Here is a 17,946-nt window from a genome sequence, read left to right on the forward strand (position 1 = left end):
CCCGGGAACACACCAGGGCCGGCTCACCGCGTGTGCGCGGTCCGGGCCTCCAGCAGACGCGCCACGTCCCCGGCGCGGGGAGAGCCGATCCGGACGAACAGGTCGTGGGCGTACCGCCAGGCCGCGCGGGCCGCGTCGTGGTCGCCGCGCTCGGTGTGCAGGCGGCCGAGCGCCTCGGCCGCGAGCGCCTGCCACAGCGGCATCCGAAGCTCCTCGGCGATCTCGGCCGCCTCGTAGAGGTACAGCGCGGCCGTCTCGCGGGAGGGGTGCAGGTCGCCGAGTGTGCACAGCACGCGTACCTGCATGAGCGGGTCCTCGATCTCACGGGCGATGTTCAACGCCGACTCCAGCCGCTCACGGGCGGGGTCGCGCTCCCCGCGTGCGGCGTCGAGCAGGCCGCGTGAGTAGTGCGCGTACACCTCGGCGGTGGGGCTGCCGACGCGCCGCACGAAGTCCTCCAGGATGGCGTGCGACCGGGCGGCGTCGTCCAGCCGGCCGAGGTCGATCTGCGCCGCGCTGATCCAGTACGCGCCCTGCGCCAGCACCAGCGTCGCGTCGTGCTCGACGGCCTGGCGCATCGCCTCGTCGAGCACCTCGACGGCGGAGGTGGCGTCGCCGGACTCCAGGTGGACGACGCCGACCTGGACCAGGGCGTCGGCGGCGGCGCCGTGGTCGCCCAGCGCGTGCAGCAGGTGGTGCGCACGGCGCGACAGGGCGATGGCCTCCGTGACGCGCCCGGCCAGCCGCTCGTTGCTCGCCAGCCGGTGCACGGCCAGCGCGCTGCCGTGCCGGTCGCCGAGGTCGTCGAAGATCTCCAGGGCGCGGGAGAGCGAGTCGCGGCACTCGGGATGGCTCCGTCGCCAGTCGTGCAGGAGCCCGCGCATGTAGAACATGGCGGCCTGGCCGCGCCGGTCGCCGGCGGCCACGCACGCCTCGAACGCGCACTCCTGGGCCGCCGTCCACTCGTCCACGAAGTTGCCCTGCGCGAAGATCGGCACCCCGCCCAGCGCGAGCTGCCAGCAGTGGCCGGTCATGCCGAGCGCGGCGCTCTGCGCGACGGCGGCGACCAGCGCGCGGCACTCCGTGCGGACCTCGACGATCGACGAGCGGGTGAACGCCTCGGCGGCGATCTCGGGGTGCCAGCGCGGCGTCTCGTCCGCCGCGTAGACGCCGTCGCCGGCCGCGCGGTGCGCGGCGTCGGTGAAGGCGAGCCAGCCCCCGAAGGCGCGGCGGAGGGCGGCGGTGCGCTCGGCCTCCGGCTCCTCTTCCTGGGCCCGTTCACCGGCGTAGATGCGGACGAGGTCGTGGAAGCGATAGCGGCCCGCGGCCGCGTCGAGCAGCCGCGCGTCGATGACCTCGTCCAGGAGTTCCTGGGCCCGTTCCGCGCTCGTGTCGAGTACGGCGGCGGCCGTCCACGCCGCGAAGTCGGGCGCCTCGAGCAGGCCGAGCAGGCGGAACAGGCGGCGGGCCGCGGCCGACAGGGCGCGGTAGCTGATCTCGAACGTGGCCCGTACGGCGAGATCGCCGTGGCGCAGGACGTCGAGCCGGTCGCGTTCGTCGTTCAGCCGCTCGACCAGCTCGGCGGGCGTCCGGTGCGGTCGGGTGGCGAGTTGCGCGCCGACGATGCGCAGCGCCAGCGGCAGCCCGGCGCACAGGCGCAACAACGCATCGGCGGCCTCGCCGAGGTCGCGCGTTCCGGTGATCTTGTTCAGCAGGCGGTGCCCGTCGCTGGGGGGCAGCGCGTCGAGGTCGATGGCGTGCGCACCGGGCAGCCCGCCGAGCCGGCCGCGGCTGGTGGTCAGCACGGCGCACGCCCCGCTTCCCGGCAGCAGTGGCATGATCTGCGCCTCGGAGCCGACGTTGTCGAGCACCACGAGGACGCGCCGCCGCGCCAGCCGGTGGCGGTAGAGCGTGGCGCGGTCCTCCACCCCGTCGGGGATGTCACCGGCGGCGACGCCGAGCAGCCGCAGGAAGATCCCGAGTACCTCGCCGGGCCCGGTGCCGGACAGGCCGGCGTAGAGCTGCCCGCCGTCGTAGGCCTCCTCGACCCGGTGCGCCAGGTGTACGGCGAAGGCGGTCTTGCCGATGCCGCCGCGGCCCGAGACGGCGACCAGCCGGACCGGCGCGGCGTCACTCCCGGGTCGGCGCAGCGACTCTTCGGCCGAGGCGAGCTCGGCGGAGCGGCCGGTGAAGTCGGCGACGTCGCCGGGCAGCATGCGCGGCACTTCGAACAGGACGTCCGTGGCGGGCTGCGCGGTGAGGATCATCTGCTGGAGGTCGCGCAGCTCCTGGCCGGGGTCCAGACCGGTCTCGTCGGCGATGATGCGCCGGGCGCGCTCGTAGACGCGCAGCGCCTCGGCCTGGCGCCGGCAGTGGTACAGCGCGGTCATCAGCCGTGCCCAGAGCCCCTCGCGCAGCGGGTACCGGTTGGTGAGCGCGGTGAGCTCGGCGGTCAGGTGGGCGAGCCGCCCGTGCCGCAGGTCGGCGTCGATGAGGTCCTGGATCACGGCGATCCGCGCCTCGCCCAGGCGGCGGGTCTCCGTCCGGATCAGCGGGATGTCGTGGATGCCGTCGTACGCCTCGTCGCCCTGCCAGAGACCGAGCGCCTCCCGCAGCAGGTCGGCGGGGTCTTCGGCGGTACGCCCGGCGCGGGCGAGGTCGGCGAACCGCTGGGCGTCGAGCTCGCCCGGGCGGACGACGAGCCGGTACCCCGGGCTCTGCCGTACGATCCGGTCCGCCGAGCCGAGGGCGCGCCGCAGATGGTGGATGTAGACCTGGACGTTCTTCACCGCCGTCTTCGGTGGCTCGTCCTCCCAGAGCGCGTCCACGATCGTGTCGATCGACACCGGCCGGTCGGGCCTCGTGAGCAGGATCGCCATGACACCGCACGCCTTCGGGGTGCCGAGATCGACCGGTTCGCCACCGCGACGTACCGTCAGCGGGCCGAGTACGGAAAAGGCCAGAACGTCGTCGTCGGATGAGTCGACGAGCATCTCCATGTCCGATCGCGTAGGGGCTGTGTGCCGGCGCTCCACGCGGCGCAATCCGCTCCGCGCGGACGGGCGATTGACACCAATGACGACGCCCGAACGGTACAGGTTCCGCGGTGTCTGAAATACCCGTTTCGGCGCTCACGCCCGCCCGGCCGGGCGGTGGTGGCGGCCCACCGGCGTGGCGGCGGCCTCACGCAGATAGGCGCTGGACTGCAGCTCGAACATCCGGGCGTACGTTCCTCCTGCGGCCATGAGCTCGTCGTGGCTTCCGGCCTCGATGATCCGTCCGGCGTCGAGAGTGTAGATCCGGTCCGCGGTGCGCACGCTGGAGAACCGGTGCGAGATGAGGATGATCGTGCGACCGGCGAAGAGGCTCTGGATGCCCTTGAACAGCTGGTGTTCGGCGAAGGCGTCCATCGACGCCGTCGGCTCGTCGAGGATCACCAGGGGGGCGTCGCGGAAGAACGCCCGGGCCAGCGCCACCCGCTGCCACTGTCCCAGGGACAGGTCGACTCCGCCGGGGAGCTCGCTGCCGAGGACGTTGTCGTACCCGTGCTCCAGCGCGGAGACGAACTCGTGCGCGCCCGCCTGGCGTGCGGCGTGCTGGACGCGGGCGAGGTCGGCCGGTGCGGCCGGGCGGCCGATACGGATGTTCTCCGCCGCGGTGAACAGGTAGCGGCCGAAGTCCTGGAAGAGCACCGCCGTCCGCTCCCGTACTCCGGCCGCGTCGATGTCGCGCAGGTCCATGCCGTCCCACAGGATCCGCCCCCCTTGGGGTTCGTACAGCCCGGACAGCACCTTGGCGAGGGTCGTCTTGCCCGAGCCGTTCTCGCCCACCAGCGCGATCACCTCGCCACGGCGGATCGTCATGGACACCCCCGACAGCGCGGGCCGTACGGCACCGGTGTAGCGAAACGTGACGTTCTCGGCGGTGATCGTCGCCGGGTCGCGCGGCGCCGGAAGGCGGGCCCGTGCCCGCGCCCGGCGGATCGTCTCGCCGCGCGCGCAGAAGGCCCGGTAGTCCGACAGGAAGAGCGCGTGCTCGTAACTCTCGCCGAGACCGTAGGTGACGTTCGACAGCATCGGGCCGAGCTGGACGACCGCCACCGCCGCGGTCGCCGCCGCGGTCAGCGAGCTGTGCCCGGTCGCGAACGAGTACGCGAGCAGCCCGACGCCGGACAGGATGCCCAGGGCACTGGCCATGGCGGCCAACAGGGCGTGCACGGACGTACGCCGGGCCACCGCCCGCATGATGGTCAGGCGCTCGTCGAACAGGTCCCGGTCGAGCCGGCGGAGGTAGCGGCCGAGCCCGAAGGCCCGTACCTCCTTGGCGTGGTTCCGTTCGGTCATCAAGGACCGTACGTAGTGGCGGCGCATGTCGTTCTCGCCCAGCCCGACGACGGCGGTGAAGAGCTTGCGGCCGAAGGTCGCGGACGCGACGAGGGGCGGCGCCGCGGCCAGGGCGAGCACGGCCACGAGCACCGGGTCGATGAGGTAGAGAGCGGACACCATCCCCGAGATGGTGACGACCGATCCGGCCAGCGAGATCAGCTGCTCGGTCATCTGGACGGGGCGGTGCGCCGACCCCTGGGCGCGCTGCAGGCGCTGGTGGAACTCCGAGGAGTCGAACGCGGCGAGTTCGACCTCGCAGGCGACGTCGAGCACCTGCCGGAAGGCGTACCAGCCGACCCGTTCGCCCAGCACCATCCCGACGCCCCGCTGCAGGCTGCCGGCCAGCGCCATCGCCGCGAGCATGCCCGCCAGCAGGGCGAGGTCGGCGGCGACGGCACCCGGCCGCCAGGTCGCCGCGTGCGGGCCGAACACCGTGCCGGCCATGCCGCGGACCGCCAGCAGCATGCCACCGCTCACCAGGGCGCCGCCGACCTGGAGCGCCAGCGACAACAGCACCGTCCGCGGCGCGGCCTGCCACATCAGCGCGAAGGCGCCGCCGGCCACCCGGACGCCGTGGACGAGCCGGACCGGCAGGGAGCGGCGGCGCCCGGAGGTCACGGGGTCGGGCCGGCCGTGGCCGCCGGCACCTCTGCGGACTCCCGCCCCGGCCAGCCGTTCGCCAGCGTGCGCCAGTCCTCGTACCCGACGATGCCGCGGGCCCGGACCGTGTCGTCGCCGTCCACCATGACGAAGTACGGGAACAGGCCCTGGGGGTCGTACTCGGTCACGAAGGGGGTGGCGTGGGTCGGCGCGACCAGAACGGAGAGGGTCACCCGCAGGTCGTGGTCGCGTTCGAGGTCGGTGAGCCACGATTTGGTCCGGCCCGGTCCGGCGCTGGAGACGAGGACGAACTCGGTGCCGTCGGCCTCGCGCGCCCGCGCGGCCAGCGCGTGCGCCATCGGCAGCATGGTGTGGCAGCTCCCGCAGTCGGGAGAGACGAAGATCAGGACCACACCGCCGGTGAACGCCTCATCGGTGACCCGCCGGCCGCCCAGGTCACGGGCGCGGAACGGCGGCGCGGGCGCTTTCAGGGCCAGCTCGCCGTGGCCGGTGCCGGCCGTCGCCGAGCGCGCGTTGATGCCGCGCCGGGCCTCGGTCACCACCCGCAGGATCAGGACCAGGTTGATCAGCGACAGGACCCACAGGGCGATCAGGCTCACGTCACGAACATCCACCGGGATCTCCCGTCATTCGGCGCTCATGGGCTTGCGTACGGTCTCGACGACGTCGGCGAAGTTGGCCAGCAGCAACGTCGCCGCGGTGGCCGTCCCGGCGAGGAGCGTGAGGCGCGCGGCGTCGTACGCGTGGTGCGGGCCGGCCAGGACGTACGCGACGAGGCCGCCGATCGCGCCGCACAGCAGCAGCACGTTGCGTGCGACGTCGTGCCGGCTGACGACGCGGGGGCTGGCTCCGAAGCAGTTACAGCCGAGCGTCATGCCGCGGGCCAGCACGGTGCCCAGCGCCGCGGTGTAGGCGAGGAGCAGGACGCCCGCGAGCCCGAGCCCGAGCCCGGCCACGGGCCCGGGGCCGGGCAGGGCGACGAGCACGCAGACGGCCGCCTCGGCGACGATGAGCGTGGTCGCGATGGGCCGGACGGCCCGCCTGACGAAGATCTTGAAGTCGTCCACCGCGTCGCCGAAGGACGCGGGGTCGCGCAGCTTGCCGACGACCGTGGCCGCGAACGTCAACCCGATGAGGATCCGCGCGAACAGCGCCAGATCAGTCGCGGACATCCGGTCCTCCCCCGGCCGGGCCGCCGCTCGTCGCCGCCAGGCGCGCCAGGTCCTCGCGGCAGTGCGCGACGGCGTCGTACAGGATGGTCTCCTCGGCACCGGAGGCGCATTCGACCCGCAGGCCGAGCCGCATCGCGTCCCTGCGGGTGATCGGATAGTCGTGGGCGTGGTACCCGGTCATGAGCTGCTCGACGATGTCCTCGACCGTCGCGATGTCCTCCCCGGCGAGCTGGTAGCCGCCGAGGAACTCGATGGCGATCTGCCGCGTCAGGCGTTCCGCCTGGTAGAAGGCGCCGAGCGTCGCGGGGAGCATCCGCTGGGTCAAGAGCGCGAGGACGTCCTCGCCCTCCTTCATCGCGAACCACTCCTCGGCCAGCGTCCGGAACGCATGGATCTGTCCGGACGAGATCACCGCGGGCGTGCCGCCCGGCGACTCCAGCCGCGGGTCGAGCGGCCCGAGCTCGGCCATCGGGGTCATCACCAGTTCGTGCGCGCACAGGCTCAGCAGAGTGCCGGCCGACCACGCGCGGTCCGGGATGAGGATCGTCAGCCGGTCGGTGAACTCGTGCAGCAGCAGGCCCAGGCGTCGGGCCGCGGTGGCCGCCCCGCCGTACGTCGCCAGCACCAGGTCCAGGCGCGGAACGTGCCCGATCTCGCGCAGCGCCTCGTGCAGCGTCCGCGGGGCGTCATGGTCGATCTTCCCGCAGTAGACCAGTGCGGCGTTGCCGCGCAGGCTCTCCAGCTCCGGCAGCCGCCGGACCATCGTGACCGTCGTCATTCGTCTGTCGTTCCGTTCGTCATCCGTCCACTCCGCTCGTCAGGAGGGTCGCCATCGCCTCGCCCATGCGCAGCTCCGGAACGCGGTCCTCGACGTAGAGGAACTGGCCGTTGGGGTTGATCTCCAGGAAGACGTACCGGTCGTCCGGGGTCACGGCGAGGTCGATGGCGGCGAAGTTCAGGCCGTACCCGCGGGTCAGGCGCAGGCAGCGCTCGACGACCTCGCCGGGCGGGTCCGCCGGCCGGTACGTCGTCTCGGCGTCCCGCCAGTCGACGGGGGCGTCGCCGGGGTCGTCGGGACGAAGCTCGGCGGCGAACACCTCCTCGCCGATCACCGTCACCCGCAGCTCGGAACGCCTGGGGAGGAGTTCCTGGAACTGGCACGGCACGGTCCGCACGGCGTCGAGCATCTCCAGCTCGGCCTCGGTGATCCTGGTCGTCGGGGTGACCAGGGGGGTGAAGTCCTCGACGTCGTTCGTCTCCAGGTACGTGCGGGCGGCCAGGTAGGGCTCGGTGAGGACCTTGAAGACGATGTCGCCGTGACACTCGCGGTGGAAGGCGCGGACGGCGCCCGGGTCCGTGGTCACGACGGTGCGCGGCACGGCGAAGCCGAGGCGGGCGGCCCGGTCGAGTTGCTCGATCTTGTAACCGGCCCGGCGGATGGCCTCCGGCCGGCTGACCCACAGGCAGTCCAGCGCGTTCCACAGGCCGTCCATCGCGTGTCTCAGCTCTTCGGCGGCGAACACCCGTTCCTGGCCGATCAGGTCGCCGGGCAGCTTGAAGGGCCCCGGCTTGCGCCACCACACCGAGCCGACCCGCGCCGTCTCGATCACCCGGTCGTTCGTCAGGATCTCGATCTCGCCCCGCCACTCGCGCCCGCCGAGCACGCAGGAGAGACGAACGTTGTCCGGGACGTCGCTGTAGTTGAGGCGGACCGGCTCGCGGTCGCGCTCGCGGAGGATCTCGATGATGCGATCGGCATGGACGTCGAAGACGTCGGTGACGATGACGATCTGCCGGTTGTTCATGAGGTCGCTGGAGGGGTCGTCTGCTGCCAGGGGTCGGTGAGGGTGCAGGACCGGCCGGTCCGCCCGCGGGCCTCGCCCGCGGACGGACCGGCCGGTGGCCGGTCATCCGTAGTCACACGCGTAGCAGAGACCGCTGCCGCCGTCCGGAAAGCCACTGGTGCCACAGGTCGCACCGAGCTTGCAGTACGTGCCTCCGTTGGAGGAGCACGTCTTGTGGCCGTTCCAGACCTTGGTGCAGACCGCGGCACCGAGGATCGCTTCGGCGTCGCCCTGCCAGACGAGCTGCTGGCCGGCCGGGTCGTAGTGCGCCGACACATCCCCACCGGCGGGCCGGGTCGGCTCGACGGTCGCGACCCTGAAGGCGAACAGCTTTCCCATACGCGCTCCTTGTCCGTTCCAGGCCGAGGTCGCGGGTCCTTCCCGGTGGAGGTCGCGAGTCTCGGACGATTGATCCGGGGGAGCCTAGGGATCGCTGGTATGTATCCGGTTAAACGCCTGGCGACCGCGGTCGACTTCGATATCCGCCTGCGGAGAAATGCCCAGATATACGTCGGCATAGATTTATAACGATCTGATCACTTAACCCGGACTCGCCGGTCAGACACGCCGTAAGTCGGACTTACGATCTCTTCCCGTCACGGGCCCTCTTGCCCGACGAGAGGGCGAGCGGCCGATCAGATGGAGACATTCATGCGAGGCGGGAACGTACGGAAATGGGCGGCGGCCACGGCGTTGGCGGCCGGCGGTCTCGCGACGCTGACGGCGTGCGGACAGAAACCGGTGAAGGTCGGGAGCGCGCCGGCGGTCGGCCAGACGGTGCAGGTGCCCACCTTCACCGGCGCCGGCAGCCAGGTGGTGCCGGCGACCAGCTGGCCGCGCGCCTGTGACATGATCCGCGAGTCGGACATCACCACGGTGAGGAATACGATCACGACGCCCCGACGGGCGACGACATCAAGCTTCCGATCCAGCCTCCGGCAGGCGTCACCTGCAAGGCGTCCGAGACGGAGTACCTGTGTTACCGGGGCCACGTCGAACTCTCGTTGAGCTGGAATTTCCCGAACGACGTCAAGTGGCAGGGGCAACGGCACGGCGGCGACGGGGATCGGATCTACCGGGAGCAGGTCGCGCCCAAACTGCTGTCGGTCGTGTTCGCCCGTATCAAGGACGGCTGAATTCGGGGAAAACGTTGTTGATTATCCGGCGGAGGCGATTTCCTTCAGCCGGGCCAGGGCGTCCCTGGCGATCCGCTGGAACGGCGTCCGGTCCGGGTCGTCGACCCAGCGCTCGAAGGCGAAGTGCATGACGGTCGTGCCCGTACGGGCGGCGAGGACGGCGTCGTCGTCGTCGATTCCCCGTGCGCGCAGTGCCGCCGTCACGGCGGCGGCCAGTTTCGATGTCTTGATCAGCTCGCGTTCTTGCAGCTCGCGACTTGAGGCGACGATCCGTTGCCGCAGGCCGACGAACTCGCGGACCTCTTCGAACCGGGCGGCGGCGGCGTCCAGCGCCGCGCCGATCATGCTGAGCGCCGAGGCGGACGCGGGGGCGGCCTCGATGGCGGCCACCATCTGCTGCTCCAGGAGCTCCGAACCCCAGAACAGCACCTCGCGCTTGTCCGCGAAGTAGCGGAAGAACGTTCGCTTCGTCAGCCCCGCGCGCTCGGCGATCTCCGCGACGGTCGTCTCGTCGTACCCGCGCTCGCCGTACAGGGCCAGGGCCGCCTCCATCAGCCGCACCCGCGCGTCCGGCCGCCATCTGCCCATGCCGCAAGACTAGTCGATGTCACCTGGTGTCATCACCATGCTAGAGTCATGACACCAGGTGACATCACTCTGTTCCGGGAGGGTTTCCCATGCGTGTTTTCGTGACCGGCGCGTCCGGGCACATCGGCTCGGCGGTCCTGCCCGAGCTGCTGCGGGCCGGGCATCAGGTCGTGGGGCTGGCGCGTTCGGACGGCGCGGCCGAGGCGGTCGCGGCCGCCGGCGCCGAGGTGCGCCGCGGCGACCTGGACGACCTCGACGGGCTGCGCGAGGCCGCCGAGGCGTCCGACGGCGTCATCCACCTCGCCTTCAAGCACGACGAGATGAGGACCGGGAACTTCCCGGCCGCGGTCGCCGCCGACCTGGCCGCCGTCGAGGCGCTCGGCTCGGCGCTCGAAGGGACGGGCAAGCCGTTCGTCATCTCCTCCGGCACGCTCATGCTCACGTTCGCGGGCGTCACCGGGCGGCCGGGCACCGAGGCCGACTTCGGCTCCGGCGGTCCGCGGGTCGACGCGGAGAACTACGTGATCGGCCTCGCCGAACACGGCGTACGGTCCTCCATCGTCCGGCTCCCCCCGATCGTGCACAGCTCGCTCGACCACCACGGCTTCGTGCACGTCCTGACCGACATCGCCCGCCGGTCCGGCGTGTCGGCGTACGTGGGCGACGGCGCCAACCGGTGGCCCTCGGTGCACACGCTCGACGCGGCGCGGGTGTACCGGCTCGCCCTGGAGACCGCACCGGCCGGAAGCCGGCTGCACGCGGTCGCGGAGGAGGGCGTCCCCTTCCGTGACATCGCGGCGGCCATCGGGCGCGGCGTCGGCGTGCCCACGGACGGCATCTCCGCGGCGGACGCCGCGGAGCGCTTCGCCTTCCTCGGCGCCTTCGCGGGTGCGGACAACCCGACCTCCAGCGAGGTGACGCGGAAGGTCCTCGGCTGGGAGCCGGCGCATCCGGGTCTCATCGAGGACCTGGACCACGGGCACTACTTCGCGCAGGTCTGAGCGACGCGTTCTAATAGCGGACGAAGCGGTCGTCCCGCTTCGATCGTGCCGGCGCTCAGATCGACGGCGAACGGCATGATTTTCTCCTGCCTCTGCCTGCACGAGGCTATCGGGCGGCCGCCGCCGGACGCTCGGGGAAGGCGGGCAGGACTTCGCGGGCGAAGGTACGGATCTGGTCGCGCATCTCCGCCACGGTGTTGCCGACGAACAGCAGCCCGCAGAAGTGCTCGACGCCCGCCTCCGCGAACGCGGCGATCTTGGCGCAGACCTCGTCGGGTGTGCCGACGAGGTTGAGGTCGAAGTACTTTTCGACGTCGACGCCCTTGGTCATCGTGTCCTTCAGTGAGGTGCGGAACAGGTCGAAGGAGGATTTCAGGAACGTCTCGCGCGCCTGCTCCGCCGTGTCGCCCAGGCAGACGACCGACTGCAGGGCGGTGGTGATCACCGCCGGGTCGCGGCCCGCCGCGCGAGCGTACGTCTCCAGCTTCGCCCGGCCCTCGCGGATGCGGTCCGGGCCGAGCTTGGCGGGCAGCCACCCCTGGCACAGCTCGGCCGCCCGGCGGATCGAGCCGTCGGCGTTGCCGCCGGAGTAGATCGGCAGCGGCGACTGGACCGGCTTGGGATACATCTCGACGTCGTCGAACCGTTCGTACGTGCCGTGGTAGGTCGCCCGGCGTTCGGTGAACAGCAGGCGCAGCGCCTCCAGCCGCTCTCGCATCAGGTCCGCGCGCGAGGCCTTGGCGAGGTCCGGCCGTACGCCCTCGAACTCGTCGCGGTAGCCGCCGACCGCGACGCCGACCGTGACGCGGCCGCCGCTGAGGTGGTCGAGCGTGCCGATCTGCTTGGCGAGCAGCACGCTCTGGCGCAGCGGCAGCATGAGGATCGCGGTGCTCAGCCGGACCACGGAGGTGCGCGCGGCGACGCCGGCCAGCGTGACGAGCGGCTCGAAGTAGTCGGGCGGGTCCGGCCACGCGTCGCGGACGAACCGCATCGTGCTGAGGTGGTCGTTGCCTCCGACGTCGTGGTAGCCGAGCTGCTCGGCCTCGACCGCGACGTCGATCACTTCGTCCACGGTGGCGAAACGGGCCGGATGCATCATGCCGGCGGTGCAGGTGGGGATCTCGACGCCGAACTTCATGGTCGCCTCCCTGAGGGGAAGTTCGCTACGCTACGGTAGCGTAGCGAACTGCTAGAGTGCCCGCAAGGCCGAAAGGGACGGGGATGACGAAGGCACCGAGCAACAAGGCGTCGGGCGACCCGCACCGGGCGTCGAGCGACCCCCGCGCCGTACGCTCACGGCGAGTGATCATCGACGCCGCGGTCGCACTGCTGGCCGAGCACGGCTTCGCCGGAACGACCGTCGAGGCGATCGCGGCCCGCTCGGGCGCGGCCAAGACCACGATTTACCGGCACTGGCCGGATAAACGCGCGGTACTCCTCGCCGCGATCGAGGCGATCGTCCCGTCGGCGACCGCGCCCGACAGCGGCTCCCTGCGCGGCGACCTGGTGGGGTTCGGCCACGACCTGGTCCGGATCATCACGACGCCACCGACGGCCGCGCTCGTGCCGGCGCTCATCGACGCCGCCGAGCGCGACCCGGAGATCGCCCGGCTGCTGGCCGACTTCACCGCCCAGCGCCGCAGGCCCGTGCACGCGGCCGTCCAGCGGGCGGTCGAGCGCGGGGAGGCCGAGGACGGACGGGACGCGGACCTGATCGACGACCTGCTGCTTGGGCCCATCTTCTACCGGCGGCTGCTGTCCCGCCGGCCGGTCACGAAGGGGTACGTCGAGAGCGTGGTGGACACTTTTTTGCGCGCGCTGTATCGCTAACTGATCGTTTCAGAATGAGTTGAGCTTGGGGATCTTGGCTATTCGGACTGTGACAGCCAGCCGGTGGCGCTCCAGGTCAGGCGGCCGGGGCGTTTACCGGTGAGGCGGATGTAGGTGAGCTGGTTGCTCATGGTGTTCGTCAGGCAGAACACCGCTCCGATCTTGAGGCTGGGGTAACTGACGGCGCCGGCGATCGGGCTGCGGTTGACGGCGTCGTAACAGGCGCCGGCGTCCGCCGGACCGGTGCTCGACGCCATCTCGACGCTGTCGAACCGAAGCCGGAGTTCCGGGTCCGAGACGGTGAAGTACTGCAGGTCCGCCCCGTCCGCCTCGACATTGTCCGTGGTGACCTTGGGGCCGTTGTCGGTGAAGTACACCCCGGAGATGCTCCCGCCGCCCGGGAGCGAGAACGTGACGTCCTTGTACTCCTGGACGAACTGGCCGCCGTAGGGCGTGGGAGACGAGGACGCCGATGAAGGACTCCCCCCGCTCGCCGGCGTCTCGGCGGCGCCGGCGTGCGTGACCGGCGAGCCGTGGTTCTTCGTCTCGGCGCCGGAGTGTCCCTTCGGCAGGACGGCCAGCGCCACCAGGCCGACCGCGAAGACCGCGATCCCGGCGGCCGCCGCGATCAGTAGCGGCCGGCGGGGCGCGCCGTCCCGCCGGAGCATGGCGCGGTTCCCCGTCGAGGCGTACGGCATGGACGGGCCGGAGCCATGTGCCGGTACGGATGGTGCGATCGCCGGCCGGGTTCGGGCATCCGCGTTCTGGAGTGTGCTGGGATGAGGCGGAACGTCCTGCGGCGGCGTAGCGGGGCGGTACTGCGTCAGGGTGGTCGCGATCACCGGGGGCAGCCATGTCCCCGCCTCGGGTTGCTCGTCCGGCACCAGCACGCGGGCCTGTTCGATGATTTGGGTGGTGCCCGGGCGGCGGGCCGGATCCTTGTCCAGGCATCGGGCCAGCAGCGGGCGCAGGTCCGGCGGGCAGCCGTTCAGCTCCGGGTTCTCGTGGACGATCCGATACGCGAGATTGGCCGCGATGCCGTCCCCGAAGGCGCTCTGCCCGGTGACGGCGTAGTAGGCGGTGAGGGCGAGGGCGAACACGTCGGCTGCCGGGGTTATCTCCTGCCCCTTGACCTGCTCGGGGGCCATGAACGATGGAGTGCCGATCATCAGGCCGGAGTGGGTGAGGGTGCTGGCGTCCGCGGCACGCGCGATACCGAAGTCGATGACCCGGGGGCCGTCGTCGGCGAGCAGGACGTTGCCGGGTTTGAAGTCGCGGTGTACCAGCCCGGCCGCGTGCACACTGGCCAGCGCCTCGGCACATCCGGCCAGCAGCCGCGCCACGGCCGGCTGGGGCAGCCGGCCGTGGCGCATGACCGCCTCCTGCAACGTCGGCCCGGCGATATAGGCGGTGGCGAGCCACGGGCGTGGCGCCTCCGGGTCAGCGTCCAGCACCGGAGCGGTGTACGGGCCTTGCACCTGCTGTGCGACTTCCACCTCGCGGCGGAACCGGCGGCGGAACTCCGGGTCATCGGCCAACTCAGGCCGGACGACCTTCACGGCGACCGCTCGCCCACCGGGGCTGAACGAAAGGTAGACCTGGCCCATGCCACCACCGCCGAGACGAGCCCGCAGCACATATCCGGCGACGGCGCGTGGATCGTCAACGCCAAGGGCCGCGAATCTGGCCACGATGCCCACCTCCTGACGACGCCAATCGGGGTTTCATCCGTGGTCCTAACGGTTGGGCGTTCGCCCGCCGGGCGGGCCGGAACGCGAATACCGACGAGGCGACGCTAGGCACCTTGGCCGCGCGTTCCGGCCCTACGGAACGCGCATGCCCCCAATCGAGTTACCGGCACCGATCTCGTGGCGGGCACGGTCACCGGCTTGCGTGATCGCCGGATGCGGAACGCGCACCAGACGTCCTCATACTCCTGCGAGAGACCTGAACGGCGCTGAATCGGCACAGCGGCGCCAACACAGGTCTTGCTCGTGCCCGGTGATTCCCCTGTCAGGCCGCGTTGGCCCCCGCAGCCAGGATCCGGGCCAGCTCGGCAGGCTGGGTGACCATGGGCCAGTGGCCTGAGTTGATGTCGGCAAAGTCGACGTGCTTGGCCCGGGCGAGCTCCGGGACGTCGCCAGCGTTGATCCACTCCTGCGCTTGTGCGGGCGTGAACTCCGGGCATACGACCACGACCGGGACGTCGAACCTCCGTTCGTCTGCCAGCCGCACCACTCCCTTGGCCACGCCTGCGGGCACGGGGATCGCCGCAGCCGCCAACTCTCGCCTGGCCCCGTCGTCGAGGTCGGCAGCGTCCGGCCCCTCGAACGGGCCCCAGCCGGGGAAGGGCATGACGTCGTCTCTCACCTCGAAAAAGTCGGCGTACGGCTGACCGTCGGCGGTCGGGAAACCGCCGATAAGGGCGACTTTGGCCAGCCGCTCCGGCCGCCGGTCGGCGGCCAGCCAGGCCAGCGTGCAGGCAGCGGAATGCCCCACCACCATGGGCTTGCCGGGCGCCGCGTCCACCGCGTCGAGCACCGCCGCCAACTGGTCGTCGAGCGTGGCGGACACAGAGCCGTTCCCCTGGCCCGGGAGGGTGAGCGGCACGGGGCGATGGCCGAGCGTCTCCAGCGCGGACGCGACGCGGCCCCACACGGATCCGTTCAGCCACAGGCCACCGATGAGCAGGATGTCCATGGTCAGTTCCCCTTCTCCAGCGTCATGGATGTCACCGTAGGAGGAGATCCGGACAATCCACCGCCGGTTTATCCGGCGACCACGGATTAGCCTGCTCCCGTGCCGAACGATCTCAGCCCCACCGCGCGTGCGCTGCGCACCCTGGAGATCCTCCAGACCCGCCCCGGTACGACGGCCGGCGAACTCGCCGTGCGGCTCGGTGTCACGGAGCGAGCCGCGCGCCGGTACGTCGGGATCCTCCGAGAGGCCGGCATCCCCGTGGAGTCGGCCCGGGGGGCCGCATGGCGGGTACCGGCTGGGGCGTGGGACGAGGTTGCCCCCTGTGCACTTCACGCAGTCCGAGGCCCTCGGCCTGGTGATGGCGGTACTCAGCGGCCAGCCGGCCGCGGCCGACACCGACGACCTGGTCGGCACCGCCCTGGGCAAGGTCGTCAAGGCGCTTCCGGAGAGCGTCGGCCAACAGGCGGCAACGCTGCGGGAGTACGCGTCGGCCGCACCGGACCCCCGTACTCGGCCCGCCCCGATCCGGCCATCACCAGCGAACTCATCGACGCCGTCGTGGCCCGGCGCCGAGTGTTGGTCACGTACTGCAGCGAGGCCGGCAACGAGTGGGAGGCGGAGGGTGGTGTTCGACCCTCCTGACCGCGGTGGCCCGTGGATCCGGCCGCCCATGGGGCGCCTTGAGCCCTTGGGGGACGGATGCGTGCTGGTCGGCAGCACCCGCAACCCGGACATGTACGCGTAGGAATGGCTGGTGAGGGTGCCGTTCGCCTTCCGCGTTGATGGTGGAGAGGAACTGCGTGCCGCGGTTGCGGCACCCGGGGCGCGTTTTACCGCCGCCGTGACGGACCAGTCCTGAGCCTGTCCTTGGGAAACCGGCCATCTGCGCAGGTTCGCGATCCCGCTATGAGGCAACGTCCTCTTCGCGGCCATCGACGAGTGGCCGTGACCAACACCTTCGACACGCGCCCTAGACGCAGCTGTCGAAGGCCACGTCGACCGGGGTGGGCGAGAACGTGCCCGAGGCGGTGCCGGCGGAGATCGACGCGGCGAAGTCGACGTTCGGGCACCTGCTGACACCGCTCACGTGGCTCCACTTCATCGTGTTGCCGGTGATCTTGGTGTTCAGCATGCCCGTCGCGCCGATGCCGGTGACGACCCGGGCGGTCTGCGAGCCGGTGGTGTTCGCGGAGATCTCGCCGCCGCTGCCGGTGTTGGACTTGGGCCCGAACCACGAGCGCGTCCCGTCGACCAGCCCGATGACGTAGTGGGCGTTCGGGCTGGTCCACATCGTGTTGCCGCTGATGGTCGCGCCGGTGAAGCCGACGGTCCCCGGCGTGTCGGAGGGCAGTGGGTCGAGGCCGAGGCCGCCGTACGCGGAGTTGCCCGCGTTCAGCACCGTGTTGCCCGTGACCCTCGACCGCTGGGCGACCGTGGCGCCCGTCACCGGCTGCGAGCGGTAGAGCACGATCGGGACGTCGGAGGCGTCCACGATCTGGTTGTCGCTGACCGTTGCGTCCTGGCAGGTCACCGCGACGCCGTCGCTCCAGGTGTTGGTCTTGACGTGGTCGCTGGAGTAGGCCGTGATCACATTCCCGCTGATCCTGACGTCGGCGCAGGCATACCCGTCGAAGGCGCCCAGCGCGTACACGGCCTGCGGGCCGGCGGAGTTGGAGATCTTGCTGTTCGTGACCGAGGTGCCCGTGCCGCCGTCGAGCACGACGTTGTCGCGGCTCGCGTCGGAGTTCTCCGGGGTGTCCCGCGCGCCGTCGACCCAGACGTTCTCCAGGTGGGCGCCGTCGCCGAGTTCGACGAGCCGGTCGTTGAACGCGCCGTCGCGTACGAGCCGGCCCATCGACGCGTAGTGGCGCGGGTCGGGACGGCCGGTTGTCGCCAAGGTGACTCCGGCGGGGATCCGCAGCTTGGCACCGAGCCGTACGACGGCCTTCTGCGCGAGGTAGACCGTGCCGCCCTTCGGCGTGGCGTCGAGGGTCTGCTGCAGCTCGGCGCCGGACCCGGTGAACCCGCTGCCGCTGGTCGGCAGCGTCAGCGCCGGGACCGTGCCGAACTGGTACGACGAGCCACTGCCGTCCTTGACACCCGTACAGATCTTGGGAACGAGCGCGGCGAACTCCCCGCCGGTGAAGAACTTGTCCACGACGGTGGACCAGGCCATGCCGCCCTTGAGCTGCCCGATCCAGTTGTCGAAGCCGGGCTTGTCGGGCTCACGGTTGACCGATCCCCGGTAGAGGGCGAGCACCTTGGCGGCGTCGTCGTAGCCGAGCCCGGTGAACTCCGAGGAGGTGTAGATGGACCGGCCGACGTTGGCGAGCGTGGTGGCGTTGCAGCCGTCGGACTCGAAGTACGCGACGTCGCCCTGCCAGCCCACCTGATCGGGGAGGCGGCCCAGCGCCTCGGTGTACTGCTTGGCGATGAACTGCCCCGGAACGTAACCCGCGTCGGCGTGCGCCGCCGTCGCCGGTACGAGCACCGCCGCCCCCAGCATGACCGTCGCCAGGGCCCACCGTCGAAGCGCCACCTTTGTTCCCCCGTCCCCGAAATCCGCCGAAACGGACAGGAGAATAACCATCGGGCCGGGGCGGCGAACGACATTTCAACGATCATTTGACCGTTGCTCCCCGCCAACGCATTTCCGCGTCCGCCAAGGC

17 protein-coding genes are annotated in these 17,946 nt (G+C 71.2%); 4 read left to right on the forward strand and 13 right to left on the reverse strand.

The window, feature by feature from the left end:
* Positions 1-23 precede the first annotated feature (23 nt).
* The 8 genes from OG417_RS53300 to OG417_RS53335 all read right to left on the reverse strand — a co-directional run bounded on the left by OG417_RS53300 (position 24) and on the right by OG417_RS53335 (position 8,915).
* Positions 24-2,999 (reverse strand): AfsR/SARP family transcriptional regulator, encoded by a 2,976-nt coding sequence (locus OG417_RS53300; RefSeq protein ID WP_329247326.1) that lies wholly within the window; start codon positions 2,997-2,999, stop codon positions 24-26.
* Between the two features lie 132 nt (positions 3,000-3,131).
* Positions 3,132-5,003: an ABC transporter ATP-binding protein gene (locus OG417_RS53305; RefSeq protein WP_329247330.1), complete on the reverse strand. Its 1,872-nt coding sequence runs from the start codon at positions 5,001-5,003 to the stop codon at positions 3,132-3,134.
* Positions 5,000-5,620: a TlpA family protein disulfide reductase gene (locus OG417_RS53310; protein ID WP_329247333.1), complete on the reverse strand. Its 621-nt coding sequence runs from the start codon at positions 5,618-5,620 to the stop codon at positions 5,000-5,002. Before OG417_RS53310 ends, OG417_RS53305 begins: the two co-directional genes overlap by 4 nt.
* A 12-nt stretch (positions 5,621-5,632) precedes the next feature.
* Positions 5,633-6,178, reverse strand: a complete 546-nt coding sequence (locus OG417_RS53315; RefSeq protein WP_329247335.1) for a MauE/DoxX family redox-associated membrane protein — start codon at positions 6,176-6,178, stop codon at positions 5,633-5,635.
* Complete coding sequence (locus tag OG417_RS53320; RefSeq protein WP_329247338.1) at positions 6,165-6,956, reverse strand: SDH family Clp fold serine proteinase; 792 nt, start codon at positions 6,954-6,956, stop codon at positions 6,165-6,167. Before OG417_RS53320 ends, OG417_RS53315 begins: the two co-directional genes overlap by 14 nt.
* 19 nt (positions 6,957-6,975) lie before the next feature.
* Entirely contained in the window at positions 6,976-7,983 is a 1,008-nt protein-coding gene (locus OG417_RS53325; protein WP_329247341.1) for an MvdC/MvdD family ATP grasp protein, read from the reverse strand.
* A 102-nt stretch (positions 7,984-8,085) separates the two neighbouring features.
* Positions 8,086-8,361 (reverse strand): hypothetical protein, encoded by a 276-nt coding sequence (locus tag OG417_RS53330; RefSeq protein WP_329247344.1) that lies wholly within the window; start codon positions 8,359-8,361, stop codon positions 8,086-8,088.
* A gap of 296 nt (positions 8,362-8,657) precedes the next feature.
* Positions 8,658-8,915: a hypothetical protein gene (locus OG417_RS53335; RefSeq protein ID WP_329247347.1), complete on the reverse strand. Its 258-nt coding sequence runs from the start codon at positions 8,913-8,915 to the stop codon at positions 8,658-8,660.
* Positions 8,916-9,026: 111 nt separating this feature from the next.
* On the opposite strand from OG417_RS53335, the gene OG417_RS53340 reads away from it, so the two are divergent.
* Positions 9,027-9,158 carry a hypothetical protein gene (locus tag OG417_RS53340; protein WP_329247351.1) on the forward strand — a complete coding sequence of 44 codons (132 nt, stop codon included), beginning with the start codon at positions 9,027-9,029 and terminating at the stop codon, positions 9,156-9,158.
* 21 nt (positions 9,159-9,179) lie between these two features.
* On the opposite strand, the gene OG417_RS53345 is transcribed toward OG417_RS53340, so the two are convergent.
* On the reverse strand, positions 9,180-9,746 hold the full coding sequence (locus OG417_RS53345; RefSeq protein WP_329247354.1) for a TetR/AcrR family transcriptional regulator: 567 nt from the start codon (positions 9,744-9,746) through the stop codon (positions 9,180-9,182).
* A gap of 89 nt (positions 9,747-9,835) precedes the next feature.
* On the opposite strand from OG417_RS53345, the gene OG417_RS53350 reads away from it, so the two are divergent.
* Complete coding sequence (locus OG417_RS53350; RefSeq protein WP_329247357.1) at positions 9,836-10,747, forward strand: SDR family oxidoreductase; 912 nt, start codon at positions 9,836-9,838, stop codon at positions 10,745-10,747.
* A 106-nt stretch (positions 10,748-10,853) separates the two neighbouring features.
* Here the strand turns inward: OG417_RS53350 and OG417_RS53355 are convergent, their stop codons facing one another.
* Positions 10,854-11,885, reverse strand: a complete 1,032-nt coding sequence (locus OG417_RS53355) for an LLM class flavin-dependent oxidoreductase (protein WP_329247359.1) — start codon at positions 11,883-11,885, stop codon at positions 10,854-10,856.
* A gap of 83 nt (positions 11,886-11,968) precedes the next feature.
* On the opposite strand from OG417_RS53355, the gene OG417_RS53360 reads away from it, so the two are divergent.
* A complete protein-coding gene (locus OG417_RS53360) occupies positions 11,969-12,577 on the forward strand; it encodes a TetR/AcrR family transcriptional regulator (protein WP_329247362.1) in 609 nt (202 codons plus the stop codon).
* A 38-nt stretch (positions 12,578-12,615) separates the two neighbouring features.
* Here OG417_RS53360 and OG417_RS53365 read toward each other — a convergent pair whose 3' ends face one another.
* Positions 12,616-14,277 (reverse strand): serine/threonine-protein kinase, encoded by a 1,662-nt coding sequence (locus tag OG417_RS53365; RefSeq protein WP_329247365.1) that lies wholly within the window; start codon positions 14,275-14,277, stop codon positions 12,616-12,618.
* A 313-nt stretch (positions 14,278-14,590) separates the two neighbouring features.
* Entirely contained in the window at positions 14,591-15,277 is a 687-nt protein-coding gene (locus OG417_RS53370) for an alpha/beta fold hydrolase (RefSeq protein WP_329247368.1), read from the reverse strand.
* 99 nt (positions 15,278-15,376) lie between these two features.
* On the opposite strand from OG417_RS53370, the gene OG417_RS53375 reads away from it, so the two are divergent.
* Positions 15,377-15,919, forward strand: a complete 543-nt coding sequence (locus OG417_RS53375) for a helix-turn-helix transcriptional regulator (RefSeq protein WP_329247371.1) — start codon at positions 15,377-15,379, stop codon at positions 15,917-15,919.
* 328 nt (positions 15,920-16,247) lie between these two features.
* On the opposite strand, the gene OG417_RS53380 is transcribed toward OG417_RS53375, so the two are convergent.
* Positions 16,248-17,816 (reverse strand): DUF4214 domain-containing protein, encoded by a 1,569-nt coding sequence (locus OG417_RS53380; RefSeq protein ID WP_329247373.1) that lies wholly within the window; start codon positions 17,814-17,816, stop codon positions 16,248-16,250.
* Between the last annotated feature and the right edge of the window lie 130 nt (positions 17,817-17,946).

Origin of the sequence: Actinoallomurus sp. NBC_01490, from assembly GCF_036227085.1 — a bacterium.
GTDB classification, from domain to species: Bacteria; Actinomycetota; Actinomycetes; order Streptosporangiales; family Streptosporangiaceae; genus Actinoallomurus; species Actinoallomurus oryzae.